The sequence below is a fragment of the Oceanobacillus sojae genome, from assembly GCF_900162665.1.
Classification (GTDB): Bacteria; Bacillota; Bacilli; order Bacillales; family Amphibacillaceae; genus Oceanobacillus; species Oceanobacillus sojae_A.
This window is the reverse complement of sequence record NZ_LT727812.1, coordinates 875,295-895,726: the sequence shown is the minus strand read 5'-3', so window position 1 is coordinate 895,726 and position 20,432 is coordinate 875,295. Positions and strand designations below refer to the sequence as shown.

Here is a 20,432-nt window from a genome sequence, read left to right as displayed (position 1 = left end):
TAAAATATTAAATGATATCGGTTAAGTTGATTCTTTTGATTTAGTCTGAAAACCAAAACATAGATAACTGGGGGGGTAAGAATGCTTAAGATTTGTATAATTGATGATGAACATTTGGCGTTGCAATACTTAGATTTTTTATTAAATAAAGTAGAAGGAGTACAAGTTACTGGTAAGTACATTAATCCGGAAGATTTAATCGATCATGTTCAAAAAGAAAGAATAGATGCTGTATTTATGGACATACACATGCCTGAGATAAAAGGGATTGATTTGGCGGAAAAACTGTTAAACATACAGCCTTCCTTACAGATTGTTTTTGTAACGGCCTATAATGAATATGCAGTTAAAGCATTTGAATTAAATGCTTTGGATTATATCTTAAAGCCGGTTCAAAAAGAACGCTTAGAGTTAACGATTCAGCGGATAAAAGAAAGTAATTACATAAAATTGAATGCACCATCAGAATCCGATTCTGTTAAAGTAAATTATAGGATTAAGAATTTAGGAGCTTTCCGCTTTTATAAAGAAAATAATCCAATCGAAGTGAAGTGGAGGACCTCCAAAGCGAAGGAGCTATTTGCTTATTTTGTACAGAATCATGAGAATACCATTCGAAAAGGAGAATTAACAGACTTAATGTGGAGTAATCTTCCTTGGGAGAAAGCTCATTCACAATTATACTCCACCGTTTATCAAATTAGAAAGGTGACACAGCAAATCGGAATGCCGATTAAAATATCCAGCCAGGATGAATTTTACCATATAACTATAGAGGATGTAGAAATTCAATCCGTTAAGTGGAAGCATGCAGCATTGGGTGTATTGAGAGATAGCAATGTATCTGCAGCTGTATATTTTAAACTGTTAGAAGCATACCAGGGAGATTATTTGGAGGAGATTGAAGCAGCATGGGTTCTAAAGGAAAGACACAGCATGAGAAAAATATGGCTGGAATTAGTAGAAAATTTAGTGAAACATATCATATATTACGAGAATCCTTCGTCGTATAATGCTTCCAAATTAAGTGCGCTTGTAAGCTCTGATAAAGAGGCTGCAATGTTACTGAATAAAAAATTGCAACATTAGGAAGGGTTTTATCTCCAATAACACCTCTATGCCGGCTGTGGCATAGAGGTTGAAAATTGTATGTGGAAGAGTTGATAGGAATGAAGAAAAATTATATTCGGCTGGGGGTTATTCTGCTCCTTTTTATTATTTGTTTATCTACTTTCCGCATGATTTGGATGGGGTTTTTTCAAAATGAGATACAACCTGATATTCAAAAGGGTGTACTGGATATACAATCATGGGATCTGGGGGATAAAGAAACACTTGTTTTAGACGGGGAGTGGGAGTTCTATCCTTCCCAATTTATTATGGAAGAAGCAGATATGGCAGGCAGCGGGTCAGAAGTTTTGGAAGTGCCCGAAGGCTGGAATGATATTTTAAATTCTTCTTTCGGCTACGGCACTTACCGACTACAAATCAAGGTTAACCCTGACGTTGATCAAAACTATGAATTATACATACCCAGTATCCGCAGTTCATCAGAGGTCTATGTCAACGGAAGAAAACTGTCATCCTCTGGTAAGATAGCTGCAAATGAAGAGCAATATACAGCAAAAAATTTACCACAAAGTGCAGTTTTTACAGCAGATGAAGAAGGAAATATTGATATTGTTATACAAGCTGCCAACTATAAAGACATTAGAAGCAGCGGTCTCATCCGTTCTGTGAAATTTGGAACGGAGCAGGCAATCTCAAGAGGAACACAGATATCCAGCTATTTTCAAATCAGTATCATTGTTATCTTTTTAATTCATGCAGTGTATACATTTATTTTATATCTGATAGGAAACCGGGATAAATACCTATTCTATTTTTCCGTTTTAATGTTATCGATAATCGTAACTTCTCTTTTAAGTAATGGAGATAAGTTAATTCATCAGTTTTTAAATATATCCTATGATTTTGATTTTCGTCTGGCAAACACCTTGCTCTTGGTGGGCTGTTATGCTTTGCTGCAATGTACGAATCATCTGGAGCTGCCATATTGGAGAAGGGTATTTCCTTTTTATAAATGGAGTATATTTGGGGTGATGGGAATAACCTTATTCTTATCTATACCGCAGATTCTGTTCTTATTTCCTGTTTATTATCTGTTTGCTTTTATAGTGATTGTCGTTACATTTTGCTCGATTGCACGGATGTATAGACAAAACCCGGCGACAAATCTGTTCCTTGTCCTTAGTTTTTTTGCGGTTGTGCATCATTATATCTGGGATATAGGATGGAGGGAACAGAGTATCTATTTAACATTTTATCCATTTGATCTGATTGTTGCGGTGGTGTGCTATATTACTGTCTGGTTCAAAGGTTATTTTCAAATGCATGAGGAGACCAAAGAATTGGCTGATAGTTTACAACGGATGAATAAGGAAAAGGATCAATTTCTTGCTAATACATCGCATGAGTTCCGTAATCCTTTGAATAGTATCTTATTACTTTCCAAGGCTGTCATGGACAGAGAAGAAACAGTGTTGTCAGAGCGGAGTGTAAGTGAGCTCAATACGGTCTTGAATGTCGGAAAGAGAATGAATCTGTTATTAACCGATCTGCTGGAGGCAAGAAATTTAAATCGTACGAAACCGCGTTTAAATAAACAGGTAATTTCACTTGAACCAATTGCAACAGGAGTTCTTGACTTGCTGCAGCTTTCATCAGATATGAAACAGCTGGAGATGATTAATAAGATTCCAAAGGAATTCCCGGCAGTCTATGCCGATGAAAATCGTGTTACGCAGATTTTATTTAATTTAGTTGGTAATGCCGTTAAATATACCAGTAAAGGCGGGGTAACTATATCCGCTGCGAAGAAAGAAAAGTATGCGGAAATTCATGTGACAGATACAGGTATTGGGGTTAGTGGAGAGATGAAAAAGCGGTTATTTCTTCCTTATGAACAGGACAACGCAACAAGCGGCATGCAGGAAGGCGGATTTGGTCTGGGATTGAGTATCACTAAGCAGCTGGTTGAGCTTCATGGAGGGAGAATTTGGGTCTCCTCGGAAGACGCAGAGAAGACAACCTTTACATTTACGTTGGAATTAGCTTCTCCGAAAGAAGCTGTACAGATGCCGGTGCAGACTGTGCGGACTGCTGGAAAGGGCGAAGAAAAGGTGGAATCCGGATTACCGCAATTAAATGACGGCCGGGCCTCAGCAGTATTACTGGTTGATGATAATCCGGCCAGCTTATTAGCATTAAATTCAATTTTATCTGGGGATATGTATGATACTGTACCTGTTTCCAATGCGAATCAAGCACTGGAAGAATTGAAAAAACGGGAATGGGACATTGTTGTTTCAGACATAATGATGCCGGAAATATCGGGCTATAAGCTCACCGGTATGATTCGTGAACACTATTCGCTGACAGAGCTTCCTGTCCTTTTACTTACCGGCGGGAATGCAGATATACAAGCAGCATTTCTAGCAGGAGCAAATGATTATATTACCAAGCCCGTTGAGCCGGTAGAGCTGAAAGCAAGAATGGATTCGTTAATAACCATGAAGCGGGTGGCAGAGCAGCAATTACAGTTTGAAACAGCATGGCTGCAGGCACAGATACAGCCGCATTTCTTATTTAATACACTGAATTCTATTTTGGCGCTGAGTGAATGGGATGTAGAGGAAATGAGAAAGCTGCTCAATGAGCTCAGTAATTTCTTGAGAAGTAAATTCCGGTTCCAGCAGATGAAAGACCTGATTCCTTTAGAAGAGGAATTAAACATTATTCGTTCCTATCTGTACATTGAACAGGTCCGATTCGGAGAAGCACTTCAAGTGAAATGGAAGCTGGAGGATTATCAAGGGATAAGTGTTCCATTTTTATCGATTCAGCCATTAGTAGAAAATGCTGTACAGCATGGCATTCGAAATAGACAAGGAAAAGGCACAGTAGTAATCCGATTAAAAAAAGATACTGCCCGATCAAAAGCAATCATTACGGTAGAAGATGATGGAGCAGGGATAGAAACAGAAAATATTCCAAACATCCTGCAGGGGAATTCAGGCAGTGAATCAGGAGTAGGTATTTTAAATGTCGAAAAAAGATTGCATCAGCATTATGGAAAAGGTTTGACGATTGTCAGTTCACCCGGCCAGGGGACAAAGGTATATTTTGAAGTAGATTTAAAAGATAATTAAAATATTTATCCAGTGTATGACCAGATAGAAGATGTAACTTCATTTGATGGGAAAAGCTAGCATACTCATCAAATGGAGTTTTATTTTTATTGAGCCATCATATAGTATTTTCAAGTATTAAAAGAAATATAGGTAAATGGAAGAAGGATAATTTGTAAATCAGATTATTGTATAGAATTTGTTCAGAATAAGATAGATAGCTAATATTTATTGTCATGTATGCTTGAATTATACATTTCATGAAAATAATCAGGAAGGGGATTCTATGCTGCATATTGCTATCGTTGATGATGAACATTTGGCATTACAATATTTGGACTTACTGTTGAATAAAATAGAAGGAGTACGGGTTACAGGGAAATATATACACGCTGGCGACTTAATTCAACATGTGCAGGTAACCGATGTAGATGCTGTATTTATCGACATCCATATGCCCGTTATAAAAGGAACTGATTTAGCTGAACAATTGTTGGATATTAAACCTTTCTTACATATTGTTTTTGTTACGGCTTATGACAAGTATGCGGTCAAAGCCTTTGAATTAAATGCAGTAGATTATATTTTAAAGCCTGTCAAGCAGGAACGTTTAGCATTAACCATCCAACGGATAATGGAAAGAAAGACGGCAGAACAGGAATTTGAATCATTTAAATCAACATTTGTTATTAAGGATTTAGGAATGCTGCAAATTTACCAGGGGGATAAATGGATGGAAGTGAAGTGGCGAACGTCTAAAGCAAAAGAATTATTTGCTTATTTTATCCATAATCATCAAAATACGATCCGGAAAAGCGAATTAATTGATTTGCTGTGGAACAGCCTTCCCTGGGAAAAAGCAAATGCTCAGCTGTACACCGCTGTATATCAGATCAGGAAGGTTATGCGGCAAATAAATGCTCCTATTAAAATTGTCAGCCAGAAAGAATTTTATCAAATTGATATGGGTGGTGACATACAGATTCAATCTCACGAATTTAAGCTCGATGCCCAGTATTTATTACAAGAAAATAAAGTAGATGTTGAACAATATTTTGCAGTGCTGGAGGCGTACGGAGGAGAGTATTTAGCAGAATTGAATTATCCATGGGCAGTTGCTAAGAGAAAAATGCTGAAAGAATTATGGCTTAAGTTAATTAACGAATTATCAGAGCATTTATATCTCCATGAAGAACCAACATCCTATAATATTTCGAAAATAAAGGATGTAACAGGGTTTGATATAAAAGCAGCAGATATTATAAAAGAAAGATCCAGAGTTTAGAGAGGGTGTTCAAAAAATGGTATTGATATTAAAGCGGGGGAGCTGTATTTAAGTTAAGTTTATGAGAAATGGAAGACAGGCGGACATTTCAGCCGGATGGTGCCCGGAAATTTAAAATATATATCAGAAACTCATGAAAAATCATTTTGTGAAGCAGAAACAATGCCTTCATCAAATGATTTTTTTGCTGAATTAATACATCCAAAAATTGGAATTAATTAGATTATCAGGATGTACAGAATTTGTATATATACACACTATTCTCTGGGACATATGCAGTAAGTTATTATAAAAATGACTACAGAGTCTCATTTCCAGTAACTCGATATTAATTGTAATTTTCTTTATAGAAACTAGTAAAAAGCTGCTGTATAGAGGATGAGTATGTAGTCGGAAGAGACTTTAAGATGTTTCTGTCAGTTGGATAAGAGGAGTGCTGGGGCGTTTTCATAAATAGTGAATCTATTCATCTATTAGATAACGTTCTTTTACGCTTTTTCTGCAGAACAGAAATTATTTTAAAGATATAAAGACATTGGGAGGTGTTGGGTTTCACTATTCCATCAGTCAATAAAAATAAAAAAGAAAAGGGGGACTGGACTAATTGAAGAAAAGAGCAAAAAGAGTCAGTATATTTATGATTTTCCTTCTTGTTATGCAGTCATTTGCAACAGGTTTTGCACCAATTCAAACGGCCTATGCAGCAGGAAATAAAAATGATACGTTCTTTGATTTTAAAAGCATTTCCGAAAGCTCTTTTACCGAGGAAGAAGATAGTCGGCTTCTACATATAGACTGGTCGCTTGCGGATTATGATTTAGAAGATGTAAGCCAACCTGTAGATTTCGATTCACCTGTAGAATTAGCAGCGCAGAATGGCACCATCTCTTCGGATGGAGAAGCTGTGGAAATTGCCTCCTTTGAAACAACAGAAAATGTGATTAGTGTCACGTTTAGTGAAGCGGCGCTGGAGCATCCGGAAGCTAAAGGGACATTAAAGCTGCAGGTGCCTTTAGAGGAAGAGGAAGTTGTAGAGGAAGAAGTAACTACTGAAGAATCTGTTGAAGAGGGGTCAACGGAAGAAGGAACCGGGGAAGATGCTGTGGAGGAAGAAGCAGCTGAAGAAGGGACCCGGGAAGCAGTAGAGGAAGAAATGGCTGAAGAAGGTGCCGGGGAAGTAGCAGAGGAAGAAATGGCTGAAGAAGGTGCCGGGGAAGTAGCAGAGGAAGAAGCGGCTGAAGAAGAAGGAACTGAGGAAGCAGTGGAGGAAGAAGTGGCTGAAGAAGAAAATATTGCGCCTTCTGCTGCATCTGAGGTTGGACCACAGGCTGAGTTAGGAAATATCTTTACCTTTGAGTGGTTTAGACTAGGTGGTGAAGATGTTGAAGACGGTCATGAAGTTGATTTTGATGGAACTTATGAGGTTCAATATAGCTGGGGAACAGATGAAACCATTCAAGCTGGAGATACAGCATCTATGCCATTGCCAGATGTATTTCTACATTGGGTAAATACGCCAGATCAACCTATAATGGTAGAAGGTACCCAAGTAGGAACATTTACCATTAATGATGGTGAATTGATTTTTACATTCGATGAGAGAATTGAGAATCAAAGTGTTCAAAATGGGTACGTAGGTTTCCAATTAAATTTTGACCAAGAGATATTCACTGAGGAATGGGAGCAAGAGATTGATTTTGATGGCGATGGTGAAAGAGATTTAACTGTTCAAGTTACACCGACAGAAGTTAATACAGATTTAGATAAATCAGGTCGTACGGATAGCCCTGTCAATGCAAGAGAAGTTTATTGGACAGTTAATATTGTTAATGGTGCTGACGAGGCAATAGAGAATGGAACGCTGGCCGATGTTATTCCAAACGGTCTTGGCGAAGCACGTGATTTTGAAGTTAGAGAAATCACTATTGATGTGGATGGTAATGAAATCGTAGGAGATCCAATTGACGATTTTAATGCCCCAACTCTTACTGACGATGGATTTAAAATGACATTCGATTCTATCGATGGAAGAAGCGGCTATCAGGTCAAATATACAACGTCAATTGAAGATATTAATGTAGCACAGTTCACCAATGATGCAACATTTGTAAGTGACAATATTGACTTGGAAGCACAAGCAACCGTTTCTGGAGGTGAAAGAAGTAATCCGATTCAGAAAGAAGGAAATCGAGTTGATTCAGAATCGGGAGATCAGATTAAATGGACTATTATTGTTAATGAAAATGGTATGTCTGTTGATAATGCAAGAGTCGAGGACCAATTACCAGACGGTTTAACAATTGTTCCAGGATCTATTAATATCTCTTTGAATGGTGGAGATTCTGGTATTGAAGCTGATGACTTTCCAATCGAATTAGGTCAAGTAAGCCCGGATCAAACATATACAATCACTTACCTGACTGATATTAATTGGTCAGAAGTTAATGAAGGAGAATATCAACAGAAGAACGGATTCACAAATACAGCCATTCTTTTTGATGGTGATGAAGAATTGAACGATGATGATGCAACAGTTCAGTTCGATAGAGGTCCGATTCTTGAGAAAGTAGAAGCGGGCAATATTGATTATGAAAATCGTACAATTACTTGGAAAGTTACTGTAAACAAAGCAAAACATCTATTGGGCGATGTTACCGTAACAGACCAATTGCCAGAGGGATTAACATTAACAAACATTACAATTACAGGTGAAAATGGTAATGAATTCCCTGGAGCGACTCATGATGAAGAAGATGGCTTATTAACAATTGATTTGCCAGATGTTGGTACGGAAACAATTACAATTGAATATACGACTAGTATTGATAATTTCAATAATGCGGATGTATTTACAAACACTGTAGGTATGGAAGGTGACGGTGTTGGTGAAGGTGGCGGAGATAGAGATGCTACAATCCGTCCACATGCAAATACGTATCAAAAGAGTTTTGATGGAATTAACTATAATGAGAAAACAATTAATTGGCGTTTAAATGTCGATCCTACGAGAGAAGACATCAATGAAGGTTTTACCATTACTGATAACTTCACAAATGATGGACTAATCTTATTGCCAGGGACAGTTGAAATTACTCTTGGTAATGAAAATCTTGTTTCAGGAGACGATTATACACTTGCTCCAATTGATGGTGGATACCAAAATGGCTTTACAATTGAATTCCACCGGGAAATAGCGAAAGCAGAATTAGTAGTGAACTATACTACTTCTTATGACGAGCAATTTGTGGATGAAGACGGAAATTCATTGATTCCTCATTCTAATGAAGATGAAGCTGGTCTTTATAGAAACCACGCACATTTTGGAGGAACAACGGAAAATAATCGTGAAATTAACGAAGAAGACGATGCTAGCCAACGTGTAATAGAAAACGCTTGGAATAGTGGCTTTAAAGAAGGGAATCTTGTTGATTCAGATAGTTGGTCCGATGCATCTGATAGAAGAATCGCTTGGCAAGTGTACTTTAACTATCATCAACATAATCTTGGGGAAAATGTTTCAGTTACTGATACATTAGGTTATGAGGGAGAAATCATTGAAGACAGTATCACAGTATCTGTTTATGAAGTAGATGCAGGTGGTAATACAACAATTACTGATACTGAATTAACTCTTAATGATGATTATACTGTAGAAGTTGAGGGTAATGAACTTACTGTTAACTTTAATGGTGAAGTAACTGAAAGATATGTCATTCAGTTTGAAACAAGAGTTCCAGACATTTCAGAAGAAAATTATGTAAACCATGCGGAAGTAACAACAGAAGAAGGAAAATATCCTTATTCTTCATCTGTGCATTATGACAGATGGGATAAAGTGTTGAATAAAGAAGTTCTGCCTGATGTAAGCGAAGTTTATATTGGTGAAGAACTTGAATGGCAAATCACTGCTAACGAAAGTCTTTCAAGAATAAGTGATGCAACACTTACAGATACAATTAGTGCGGGTCTGTCATTTGTAGAAGACAGCTTGACTATTGTTACAAGTAGTGGTGAAGAGATTGGTTATACGCTTGAAACAGAAACTACTGAAGATGGCGAAACAATTTTAAATATCTCTTTTGATGAGGATTTAACTGAAGCTCTAACAATCACTTATACCACTATCGTTATTGCCGAAAATGGGCAAACTGTTAATAATACAGTAGACCTTAAGGGTAAAGGAATTGAGACAGTAACGAGAGAAACAAATGAAATCACAGCAAGACAATTTTCTTGGGTTGGTGGAGAATTCCGAAAAGATCGTGGAGCTATCCAACTGTCTAAAGTTGATTCAGCTACTAAAGAAGTAATCAAATCTTCAGGAGCAACTTTTGAATTATATCGAGTTGTAAATGAAGAGAGAGTATTAATGGGCGAATTTACTACTGAGAATGGTATTTTAGAAGTAGGAAACTTATTCTTAGGGACCTATATCTTGGTAGAAATTGAATCACCAAATGGCTACGTGTTATCCGATAAAGAAATCGAAATTAATGTAGATGAGCCATATGGCAGCAATGAAAAAGTTTTTGAAGTTAATTTCGAAAACACCAAAGAAAAAATTGATGTAACAGGCACGAAAGAATGGCAAGGCGGCGAAAATCACCGACCGGAATCCATTGAACTGCAATTATCCAGAGATGGAGAAGCAGTTGGAGATCCGGTAACCTTGGAAGACGGTGAAACAGAATATACGTGGACGGACTTGGATAAAACTGATATCGACGGTAATGAGTATGACTATACAGTCGATGAAGTAAATGTCCCAGAAAACTATGAAAAAACTATTTCTGATGATGGATTAACGATTACAAATGAATTCGTATCTCCAACTACTGAAATTCCAGTGGAGAAAGCTTGGAAGGATGCGAACAACCAGGATGGCAATCGTCCTGAATCTGTTGAATTTGCATTATTTGCAAATGGTGAGGAAACCGATACGGGAAATATCACGCTAAGCAATGAAAATGAGTGGCAAGGTTCATTTACAGATTTGCCAGTGTATGATAATAGTGAAACTGAAATTACTTATACTGTTGCAGAAGTAAATGTACCGGAGCAGTATGAGAGTAGTGTTGCCGGAGATGCAGAAAACGGATTTGTTATCACAAACAGCTATACACCAGGCAAAATAGATATCCCGATAGAAAAAGTCTGGGAAGATGCAAATAACCAGGATGGTGCCCGCCCAGACGGCATTACAGTACGTCTATTTGCAGATGGAAAAGCAACACTATACTTTATCGTTTTGAATGAATCTAATAATTGGGAAGGTTCATTTACCGGTTTAGATGAATATCAAAATGGAGAACGGATTGAATATACCGTTGAAGAATCAAATGTTCCAGAAGGATACGAGAGTGTTGTTAATGGTAGTGTTGAAAATGGCTATACCATCACAAACAGTTACTCACCAGAACTGACGAACATTACAGTAGAAAAAGTCTGGGAAGATGCTGAAAATCAAGATGGAGCACGCCCGGATAGTATTACAATCCATCTATATGACGACCGTTCTCAGGTTGTAGACACACAGGAAATAACTGCTGACGAAGATGGAAATTGGTCTCACGTTTTTGAGAATTTACCAAAATATCGTGATGGACATGAAATTGAGTATAGAGTAGCTGAGGATACAGTAGAAAATTATTCCGCTAATATTTCAGGCAACGGTACTGGCACAATTACAGTAACGAATGAACATACTCCAGAGCAGACATCTGTTACTGTAAATAAACTCTGGAATGATGCGAATAATCAAGATGGTCAACGCCCGAACAATATTCGCATTCAATTACTTGCAGACGGGGAGCCATTAGGAAATGAGGTACTCATTACTGCAGGGAATGACTGGTCCTATACATGGTCCGGATTAGATGCGAATCGTGATGGCGGAGAAGCAATTAAGTATACAGTGGAAGAAGTAAATGTTCCAGCAGGATATGAATCGGTAATAAACGATGAAAACCATGGAGCAATTACAATTACCAACAGCTATGAGCCGGAATTGATTGATATCCCAGTTTTAAAAGAATGGGATGATGCGAATAATCAAGACGGCAACAGACCGGATAGTATTACTCTGAATGTCATCGATGGAAACTCTGAAATTGTCAAAACAGCAGAAGTAACAGCTGATGAAAATGGCAATTGGTCTCATGTGTTTGAAGGTCTGCCAAAATACCATGAGGGCAGTGAAATTCAGTATCGAGTTGTAGAGAATGCTATTGAAGGCTATACTGCAACTACTGCAAAACAAACAGATGGAAGCTTTGTTGTTACAAATAGTTATACACCAGAGCAAACTTCTATGACAGTTGTAAAAGGCTGGGAAGATGGCAGCAATCAGGATGGTATCCGTCCCGATAATGTAACAGTTCAATTATTCGCTGATGGAGAACCTGTTAAAAAACCTGTTCGTTTATCGGAAGAAAATGATTGGACTTATTCATGGACAGAATTAAATGTTTACCATGACGGCGGTAAGACAATCGATTATACGGTAAAAGAAACAGATATCCCGGACGGTTATGATGAGCCGACTGTAAAAGAAGAAAATGGATTCGTTTTGATTACAAACAACCGTACACCAGATACAGTAGAAATTCCTGTTACCAAAGTATGGGATGATGCAGAGAATCAGGATGGCGTCCGCCCAGACAGCGTGACTGTAAATGTCATCAATGATGCATCGGAAATTGTTGGAACAGCAGAATTGAATGAAGAAAACGATTGGACGCATACGTTTGAAGATTTGCCGAAAAATCGTAATGGAGAAGAAATTGGATATCGTGTGACGGAAGATTCCGTTGCGGAGTATTCAACCAAACTGGAAACCGGTGAAGATGGCAATGTGACTGTCACTAATGCTTACACGCCAGAACAAACATCGGTTACCGTTTCAAAAGGATGGAACGATAACGAGAATCAAGACGGCATTCGCCCTGAACAGGTTGAGGTTCAATTGTATGCAGGGGAAGAGGCAGTTGGAGATAAGGTAATCCTGTCTGCAGAAAATGACTGGATGCATACATGGTCAGACCTGGACGCATACCAAAATGGCGGCGAAGAAATTGACTATACAGTCAAAGAAATTTCTATTCCAGAAGGCTATGAAGTCTCTGTAAATGATGCAGATCATGGAAATATCATACTAACCAACCATCACGAACCAGCACAAACTAGTGTTAATGTTTCTAAAACCTGGGATGATAATAATTATACGGATCAACGCCCAGATTCCATCACTGTTAACTTGTTAGCAAATGGAGAAAAAGTGGATTCAGCAGAAGTCACTGCGGATATGGATTGGACATTTGAGTTTACAAATATGCCTAAGTTTGCTGCTGGAGCAGAGGTTACTTATACTGTTCAAGAAGAAGCAGTTAAAGGGTATGTAACTGATAATGTAGAAGGAAATGCGGCAGATGGATTCACCATCACCAATCGTCCGGCAAAAGTAAGTGTAGGAGACTACGTATGGTTCGATAAAAATAAAGACGGTTTACAGGATGAAACTGACATCCCGATTAAAGGAGTCGTCTTAACGATCGAGGATAAAGACGGCAATCCAGTAACAGATGTTTACGGAAATCCAGTAGGACCGGTAACAACAGATGAAAATGGATATTATATCTTTGAAAATCTGCCAATCGATAAAACGTACATTGTACGAATTGATCGGGAAGCATCCAAAGAAGCCTTGAAAGGGTATGTACCGACCCTGGAAGAAGCAGGCGATGATAATTCCATTAATTCCTCCTTATGGTTTGCAGTATCCCGTCATTTAACAGAAGACGGAGAACACGACCCGACATTAGACTTTGGTTTTGTAAAAGCAGATCCAGAAGAGCCGGGTAAGGAGCCAGAGGAACCAGGTAAAGAACCAGAGGAACCAGGTAAAGAACCAGAGGAGCCAGGTAAAGAGCCGGGAGAAGATCCAGGCAAAGAACCGGGAGAAGATCCAGGTAAAGAACCGGGAGAAGATCCAGGTAAAGAACCGGGAGAAGATCCAGGTAAAGAATCAGCTGAAGCTGCAGGTAAAACAGATTCAGGTGATTCTAAAGGAACAGATAAAGGTGATGGTGAAACATTGCCGGGTACAGCAACATCTATGTTCAACTTATTGCTTATCAGCTTAGGCTTACTGGCAGCCGGTGCAATTTTAGTTATTGTCAACCGCTTCCGTAACCGTTCATCTGACAGGTAAAACAGATTTAATGAAGAAAAAGGGGTTATTACTAATATTCGGTAATAGCTCCTTTTTTCTAATTTATCGGCAGGTATCTTCTAAATCATCTCCACCCCCCAGCTCCATCTTTTGTTTTTTAGGGTTGATTACATATAATATGAAATCAAGTATAATTATTCGCAAGAAATCAAATTTAATAAAAAATAATATATAAACTATTAACATTCCTCAATATGCAAATGTGTAAATATAGTTTATTATTCTCATTAGATATATACTGTTCTTTATATCCTGATTATTTTTTGAAATAAACAGGATATAAATATTCGGAATACTCAGTCTGATTATTTATAAATGATTCATCCAATTATACAAAGTAGTATATTGCTTATGCAACACAAGTGTTGGAACATTGCAAAATTATCTGGATTAATGATGGGGGCGAAATTGTGAAAAAGATAATTGAAAACGCTGCTTATGATCAAGAGTGGATTACATTAATGATAGAAGCAAAAAAATTGGGTATACCATTGCATGAAGTTCGCCAGTTTTTGGATAGCGCAAATGAAAAATCAAAATTTGATTTATTTTTTACAGATTTTACGAACAAGAAATCTCGCTCTTTCAGACGATTCGTCGAATATGAGTAAAGATTTTTAAAAATAGCTTTTTTAAAGTTTTAAAATAGACAAATTAGAAACAGTAAACTAACAGGTATGTCATATCTTTATTTTGATTTAAAAATGAATAATTATTCGTATATAGGTTTATTTGATTCAACAATTTTTAAACTGATTTACAAGAAGCTGATAAAACCTTTTTTCAACAATTTCCAATCATCTTTCCTCATAGCATTCTTTTATTTTGTTTACACTAACAAAAAAGAAGGGGAGGTGTTTGAAGTTTGTGGAAAAGAGGTTTTATTTTTTTATTACTGCTGACAGTTGTTTGTATACATCACTCTTCACCTGTTCATGCGGAACAGGAAATGCCTGCGCTGAAGGTGCATTTTATTAATGTCGGTCAAGGAGACAGTATTTTAATCGAAACCCCTTTAGATCGGACTATTTTAATTGACGGCGGGCCTCCGGAAGCTGGTAATGCTGTCGTTAACTATATAAAAGCGCTGCGGATTAATGAAATTGATTTAATGATTGCGACACATCCGGATATCGATCATATTGGCGGCTTAGTAAATGTATTAGATGAATTGGAGGTTGGGAGTGTTATTGATACAGGAAAGCTTCATCCGACAAAGACCTTTGCTTCTTATATGAATCGTATCCGTGATTTACAAATCCCGTTTACAATTGCTGAAAAGGAGACACCAATTGAAATAGACCCGACCATTTCTTTGGACATTTGGAATGCTGCACAGCCATTAACCTCTCCTAATGCATCCTCTCTGGTATTAAAGCTGAATTATGGAGAAACAGATATGCTTCTTATGGGCGATGTCGGTAAAAAGGAAGAAAAGGAGATACAGAAAAAGCATAATGTAAATGCAGAAGTGATTAAAATAGGACATCATGGTTCAAATACAAGCTCCTCGTTGGCTTTTCTGAAAGCAGTAGACCCTGAAATTGCTGTTTTAACCTACAGTAAAGATAATAACTATGGACATCCTGTTTCCCGCGTTATTGACCATTTAAATGAAATAGATGCACGGATTTATTCTACGGCAGCGCTGGACAGTATTACAATTGAAACAGATGGCGATACAATAATGGTAAATCCTAAAATGAATCCGATTCAGAAATTTATAGAAGAGCAAGTAAGCTGATGATATATCATTTTACAATTTAATACAAAAATGATATCATTATAGTATGATAAAGATATAAAGGAGAGGATCTCATGCAGGAGCGGAAAGCTTGGAGCATTAATGGCATTCTTGGAATAGGATTAATCATTGTATTGCTTGCTTTAGGGATATTCGGTATTTATCAACAGTATATTGTTTTAGGTGTTGTGCTGATTCTGATCGCAGCTATTCTCATTAGCGGGATAACGATTGTACAGCCTAACCAATCCATTGTTGTTATTTTCTTAGGAAAGTATATGGGGACAGTACGTCGTGAAGGAATTTTGGTAACTGTGCCATTTTCTGTGCGCAGAACAATTTCTTTAAGGGTCCGTAACTTTAACAGTAACCGGTTAAAAGTAAATGATGTGAACGGAAATCCAATTGAAATAGCAGCAGTTGTTGTTTTTAAAGTGGTGGATGCAGCAAAAGCAGTTTTTGACGTGGACCAATACGAGGATTTTATTGAAATTCAAAGTGAAACAGCTATCCGGGCCGTAGCGACAACATATCCATATGATTCATTTACTAATGAAGAGTTAACCTTGCGCGGAAATGCAGATGAAGTATCCAACCAGTTAACAGCAGAGCTTCAAGATCGCCTTCAGGTCGCTGGTGTGGAAGTAATTGAAGCCCGGTTAACACACTTAGCTTATTCAACAGAGATTGCCCAGGCAATGCTGCAGCGTCAGCAGGCGAGTGCAATTATCTCTGCCAGGGAGCAAATTGTTCAGGGGGCAGTTGGTATGGCGCAGGATGCAATAGCCCGCTTGGAAGCAGATAATATGGTGGAGTTAGATGATGAACGCAGAGTGGCATTGATTAATAATCTGCTGGTTGCCATTGTCTCTGATCAAGGAACACAGCCGGTAATCAATACAGGATCGCTTTACCAATAAGCAGGGCTTACTATGGCTAAAAAGAAAAACTTTCCATTACGTATAGATCCCGAGCTCTATGATATTTTACAGCGCTGGGCAAAGGACGAGTTCCGGAGTGTCAACAGTCATGTTGAATTCTTGCTTAGAGAGTCTGCCAAAAAGGCGGGAAGGCTTCCAAAAAAGCATGATAAGAAAATAGGGGAAGATTAAATATTTATGATTTACTCTCAAAATAAGCCTTCAGAAATCGATAATTGATTTCTGAAGGCTTATTTTTTTATATTAAGACACTTCCTCATCAGTGCCAACAGCAGCTGCCATCTGGAATTGCTGATAGGATAAATAATGTTCCTTTGTAATTACGAATAAATCATACATTGCTTCATCGGAAGCTGCGTTAATCCGATCATACATAGATTCGTACAGCTCATTAGCAACAGTGACATAGGGAAGCTTTACAACGGCTTTCAATGAACGCTTGTTGCTTTTTTGCACCTTCATAAAGATACCATCAATCCCTTTGGTTGTAAAAAGCTCATGAAAGAAGGCATCTTTAGCTTGACGGTTATAGCCTTTACCAAAATACGGTTTTCCGAGCCACGTAGCTAAAAAACCATAATTATCTTCTATATCAAATAGGTTAATGGTGCCAATCGCCTGCTGGTATTCATCTAGAATGGTCCGTGAAATTAATTCGCCCCGGTCTTCTGCTTCGATCGTTTGTTTTGTCAGGAAATAGAATTCATCAACAGTTGTTGCTTTTTGCCTTACATATGGAAACACTTCAGGGTCAATCATAAATTCAAATAACATAGGTACTTCAAGTAAATCACGCATTTTCAGCATAAAAATACCCTCCTTTTTCCAGGCGGGTATTCTTACATGCAAAATAAACGCAGTAAGTGAGTCACCCACCCTCGAATTTTTATTTTAAAAGTAGCATTGAAACAAAAATTCGGGGTGGGAATCGAACCCACTAGAACCAGGAAACCCCGGTGGCGCACCATTTGCCTTCCCTATTTAATTAATCTTATCTCTGCACAACCGAAAGAGGTTGCTAATCAGCTCTTTTCAAATTTATTTTTAATAATTTTATTGTATGATTTTCCCGAAAAAATGCAAGTGTTTTTTTGTAAAAAAAGCTTAAAATTTATATGATTTTTTTAACCCTTAGAAGCAGTCGTTGGCCAGCGTAAGATACAATCGAAGCATGCAAAAAGTAGAAGATAGTAATTACTGCGAAGTAATAAAGGAGAAAAAATTACTTGATACAGGAACGTTTGCTCTATATAATGTAATTAGAATCTCACCTCAGAAGATTTCCTCATAATAATAAAATAAAAGGATGTGTTTTTATGCCTCAAATTTACCTTCGCAAAGTATACTCCTCACGAGAAACATCATCTTTATGTGTTCTGGAAGACTCAAAGTCATATAATAAGTACCAAAAGAGAAAAGGTAGAACAAAGAAAGCATTAGAACAAATACAAGATATTCAACTAATGGATTTAAAAGTGGACTATGCCTTCAAGCAATTGTTTCGAAGCGAGAAGAATAAGGAAATTACAGTTGTTTTTCTCAATGCGATTTTAACAAAGTCAGGAAGAAGTCGGGTCAAACAGCTTTTCTTTCAAAATATTGAAATCGGCGGCGAGTATGAAGAGGATAAAAAATCAAGGTTGGATCTTCTTATCGAGACAGAAAATAAAGAAATTGTAAACATAGAAATTCAAATCAACAATGAGTACAATATGGTTAACAGAGCTTTATATTACTGGTCGCCGATTTTCTCGGAACAGCTGAAGGAAGGACAAAATTATAAGGCATTGTATCCGGTTATCAGTATTAACATCATGCATTTCAATTTGTTGAAGGAAACGGACGCCTATCATAATATCTTCCGTTTATATGAAATGGAGAAGCAGAATCAGGAAATATTGAAACGTAACCAAGAAATAAAAATGCGGAATCAAGAAATTAGAGCAAAAATGGAAGAATAAACCAGAAGAAAAGAGGCTGAATCTGCTTTGGAGAAATCCGCTCAACAGATGGCACTGCGCTTGTTAGAGCAGGGGGTGGAGCATACTGCTATTATGCACGCAGCTGGATTCACAGAAAAACAATTAGATGTAATCCTGCAGGAAGCAAAAAAAGATAAAAAATAAAACAGCAATAAAGTAATAAAAGCGAAATTAACAAAGGAGCATGCTGATGGAAAAAGGGGAGACATGCGCCTTTGTAATAGAAAGCTATCATTCCGTACTCGCTATTTTAATTATTTTTCAGGTCCAATAAGGTCAGGTCAAGGGAAGGAAAATCAAACGTAAATCCGTGTTCGAGCGCCTTACCTGGATACGCATACTGCCCTTTTACAAGGAGCAGTGACATTTCCCCCAGAGCCAGATAAAAGAATACTGCCGGTACATGCAGCCAATTAGGCCGTTTATAAACCTGTGCTGTTTTTTTCATAAAATCTTTATTTCGTTTTGGGGTTGGAGCAGTTACATTAATAGGGCCTTTTAAGGTATGATTTTCCAGGCAAAAGATGATTAATTTGACAGCATCCTTTACGTGAATCCAGGATAGCCATTGCTCGCCATCGCTGATATGCCCGCCGGTATATAATTTAATAGGTAATGACATAAGCGGAAAGGCGCCGCCGTCATTTCCAAGCAGTACACCAAATCGCGCGTAAACCATACGGATACCCATTTTTTCTGCCGCGCTTGCTTCCTGCTCCCATTGTCTGGCTACGGAGGCAAGAAAATCATTCCCGGGCTGTGCAGTTGCCTCAGTATAGATAAAATCCTCTGACATCCCATAATAACCCACCGCTGATCCACTGATAAATACCTCTGGCTTCTTCTTCATATCTTTCATCAGCTGAATGAGATATTTGGTGACGCGAAGCCGGCTTGTGAGAATGGCTTCTTTCTTTTTCTTTGTCCAATATCCAAATAATGATTCACCAGCGAGATTAATGACAGCATCTATGTGAGGAAGTTCGTTTACAGTCGTATTATAATCCACAAAAGTCATATGTGATGTATTCGACCTTTTCTCTGGAGAACGGGTCAGAATATATAAGTTATGATTTAGACCTGCGAGATGTACAGCTAATTTACTGCCTAAAAATCCCGTAGCTCCGGTAATTAATATGTTCATAATTAAGAAACCTCCTTTGATTATATTTTTATTATTATCTGACGGCTGGAAATTTTGCTATGATGTTAAGAGAGGTGAAAGATGTTGAAAAAAATTACCCGGATAACAACTCAAAAAAAACAGAAGCATCGCTATAATATATTTTTAAGTACACCAACTGGTGATGAATATGGGTTTAGTGTTGATGAAGATATTCTAATTAAATTCCGGCTGGAAAAGGGAATGGAATTAGACGATGAGCTCATCAAAACACTAAAAGAACAAGATAATCTCCATAAAGTATATACCCTTACTATACACTTTTTAAGCTATCGAATACGTTCAGAAAAAGAAATTGTCACGTATTTGCAGAAAAAAGAGGTAGAGGATGAACAAATTGCTGTTATTATGCAGCGCTTAAAGAAGGAAAAACTCCTCGATGATCAGCAATTTGCAGATATGTTTGTACGCTCGCGTATGAATACGAGCTCAAAAGGTCCAAAGATCATAGAGCAGGAATTATTTGAAAAGGGAATCGTTGGACAAACAGCTGCAAATTCTTTGGAACAATATACATCTGCATTACAGAAAGAAAAAATTCAAAAGCTGCTCGGAAAGAAAATAAAGCAAACCTCGAAGGATTCTTTTCAAAAGCAAATAAACCAGGCAAAAAATATGATTTTGCAAAAAGGGTTTAATCAACAGCTTGTTCTTGAGGCTATTCAGACGATGAATCAGGAGGAGAATGCAGATCAGGAATGGGAAGCCTTGAAATTCCAGGGAGAAAAGCTGTACCAGAAGCATGTGAAAAAATATGAAGGCTTCCAGCTGAAGCAAAAAGTAATGGAAGGATTGTACAGAAAAGGCTTCCATTTTGATAGAATCCAGCAGTTTGTGAATGAATATATAGAAAATCAAGAATAAATTCAAGTTAACT

The 20,432-nt window shown here is 37.6% G+C and carries 13 protein-coding genes; 11 read left to right on the top strand and 2 right to left on the bottom strand.

Going from position 1 to position 20,432, the window contains the following annotated elements; all coding sequences use genetic code 11:
* Nucleotides 1–81: 81 nt before the first annotated feature.
* The 8 genes from BN1068_RS15300 to BN1068_RS15265 all read left to right on the top strand — a co-directional run bounded on the left by BN1068_RS15300 (nucleotide 82) and on the right by BN1068_RS15265 (nucleotide 16,561).
* Nucleotides 82–1,089, top strand: coding sequence for a LytR/AlgR family response regulator transcription factor (locus BN1068_RS15300; RefSeq protein ID WP_077603694.1), 1,008 nt, complete (start codon nucleotides 82–84; stop codon nucleotides 1,087–1,089).
* An 80-nt stretch (nucleotides 1,090–1,169) separates the two neighbouring features.
* Nucleotides 1,170–4,211 (top strand): hybrid sensor histidine kinase/response regulator, encoded by a 3,042-nt coding sequence (locus BN1068_RS15295; protein WP_077604091.1) that lies wholly within the window; start codon nucleotides 1,170–1,172, stop codon nucleotides 4,209–4,211.
* A 265-nt stretch (nucleotides 4,212–4,476) separates the two neighbouring features.
* Nucleotides 4,477–5,475: a response regulator gene (locus BN1068_RS15290; protein ID WP_077603693.1), complete on the top strand. Its 999-nt coding sequence runs from the start codon at nucleotides 4,477–4,479 to the stop codon at nucleotides 5,473–5,475.
* Between the two features lie 604 nt (nucleotides 5,476–6,079).
* On the top strand, nucleotides 6,080–13,684 hold the full coding sequence (locus BN1068_RS15285; protein WP_077603692.1) for a Cna B-type domain-containing protein: 7,605 nt from the start codon (nucleotides 6,080–6,082) through the stop codon (nucleotides 13,682–13,684).
* A gap of 431 nt (nucleotides 13,685–14,115) precedes the next feature.
* Complete coding sequence (locus BN1068_RS15280) at nucleotides 14,116–14,316, top strand: anti-repressor SinI family protein (protein ID WP_077603691.1); 201 nt, start codon at nucleotides 14,116–14,118, stop codon at nucleotides 14,314–14,316.
* Nucleotides 14,317–14,570: 254 nt separating this feature from the next.
* Nucleotides 14,571–15,449: a ComEC/Rec2 family competence protein gene (locus BN1068_RS15275; RefSeq protein WP_254846786.1), complete on the top strand. Its 879-nt coding sequence runs from the start codon at nucleotides 14,571–14,573 to the stop codon at nucleotides 15,447–15,449.
* A gap of 74 nt (nucleotides 15,450–15,523) precedes the next feature.
* Nucleotides 15,524–16,369, top strand: a complete 846-nt coding sequence (locus BN1068_RS15270) for an SPFH domain-containing protein (RefSeq protein ID WP_077603690.1) — start codon at nucleotides 15,524–15,526, stop codon at nucleotides 16,367–16,369.
* A 12-nt stretch (nucleotides 16,370–16,381) separates the two neighbouring features.
* Nucleotides 16,382–16,561, top strand: a complete 180-nt coding sequence (locus BN1068_RS15265; RefSeq protein WP_077603689.1) for a type II toxin-antitoxin system antitoxin — start codon at nucleotides 16,382–16,384, stop codon at nucleotides 16,559–16,561.
* Nucleotides 16,562–16,633: 72 nt separating this feature from the next.
* Here the strand turns inward: BN1068_RS15265 and BN1068_RS15260 are convergent, their stop codons facing one another.
* The gene (locus tag BN1068_RS15260; RefSeq protein ID WP_077603688.1) at nucleotides 16,634–17,197 is read right to left on the bottom strand and encodes a GNAT family N-acetyltransferase; all 564 of its coding nucleotides are present in this window, start codon (nucleotides 17,195–17,197) and stop codon (nucleotides 16,634–16,636) included.
* 509 nt (nucleotides 17,198–17,706) lie between these two features.
* Between BN1068_RS15260 and BN1068_RS15255 the strand changes: the two genes are divergently transcribed.
* Nucleotides 17,707–18,351 carry an Rpn family recombination-promoting nuclease/putative transposase gene (locus BN1068_RS15255; RefSeq protein WP_077603687.1) on the top strand — a complete coding sequence of 215 codons (645 nt, stop codon included), beginning with the start codon at nucleotides 17,707–17,709 and terminating at the stop codon, nucleotides 18,349–18,351.
* Nucleotides 18,352–18,378: 27 nt separating this feature from the next.
* The gene (locus tag BN1068_RS23715) at nucleotides 18,379–18,516 is read left to right on the top strand and encodes a hypothetical protein (RefSeq protein ID WP_175637164.1); all 138 of its coding nucleotides are present in this window, start codon (nucleotides 18,379–18,381) and stop codon (nucleotides 18,514–18,516) included.
* A gap of 106 nt (nucleotides 18,517–18,622) precedes the next feature.
* Here the strand turns inward: BN1068_RS23715 and BN1068_RS15250 are convergent, their stop codons facing one another.
* Entirely contained in the window at nucleotides 18,623–19,516 is an 894-nt protein-coding gene (locus BN1068_RS15250; protein WP_077603686.1) for a TIGR01777 family oxidoreductase, read from the bottom strand.
* Nucleotides 19,517–19,597: 81 nt separating this feature from the next.
* Between BN1068_RS15250 and recX the strand changes: the two genes are divergently transcribed.
* Entirely contained in the window at nucleotides 19,598–20,419 is an 822-nt protein-coding gene (gene recX, locus BN1068_RS15245) for a recombination regulator RecX (protein ID WP_368483285.1), read from the top strand.
* Nucleotides 20,420–20,432: the final 13 nt, after the last annotated feature.

Excerpts from the sequence above, each read along its gene's own strand:
- recX (WP_368483285.1), top strand. The coding sequence starts at position 19,598 with ATGTTGAAAAAAATTACCCGGATAACAACTCAAAAAAAACAGAAGCAT.
- BN1068_RS15255 (WP_077603687.1), top strand. The coding sequence starts at position 17,707 with ATGCCTCAAATTTACCTTCGCAAAGTATACTCCTCACGAGAAACATCA.
- BN1068_RS15270 (WP_077603690.1), top strand. The coding sequence starts at position 15,524 with ATGCAGGAGCGGAAAGCTTGGAGCATTAATGGCATTCTTGGAATAGGA.
- BN1068_RS15300 (WP_077603694.1), top strand. The coding sequence starts at position 82 with ATGCTTAAGATTTGTATAATTGATGATGAACATTTGGCGTTGCAATAC.
- BN1068_RS15265 (WP_077603689.1), top strand. The coding sequence starts at position 16,382 with ATGGCTAAAAAGAAAAACTTTCCATTACGTATAGATCCCGAGCTCTAT.
- BN1068_RS15290 (WP_077603693.1), top strand. The coding sequence starts at position 4,477 with ATGCTGCATATTGCTATCGTTGATGATGAACATTTGGCATTACAATAT.
- BN1068_RS15250 (WP_077603686.1), bottom strand. The coding sequence starts at position 19,516 with ATGAACATATTAATTACCGGAGCTACGGGATTTTTAGGCAGTAAATTA.
- BN1068_RS15260 (WP_077603688.1), bottom strand. The coding sequence starts at position 17,197 with ATGCTGAAAATGCGTGATTTACTTGAAGTACCTATGTTATTTGAATTT.
- BN1068_RS15295 (WP_077604091.1), top strand. The coding sequence starts at position 1,170 with ATGAAGAAAAATTATATTCGGCTGGGGGTTATTCTGCTCCTTTTTATT.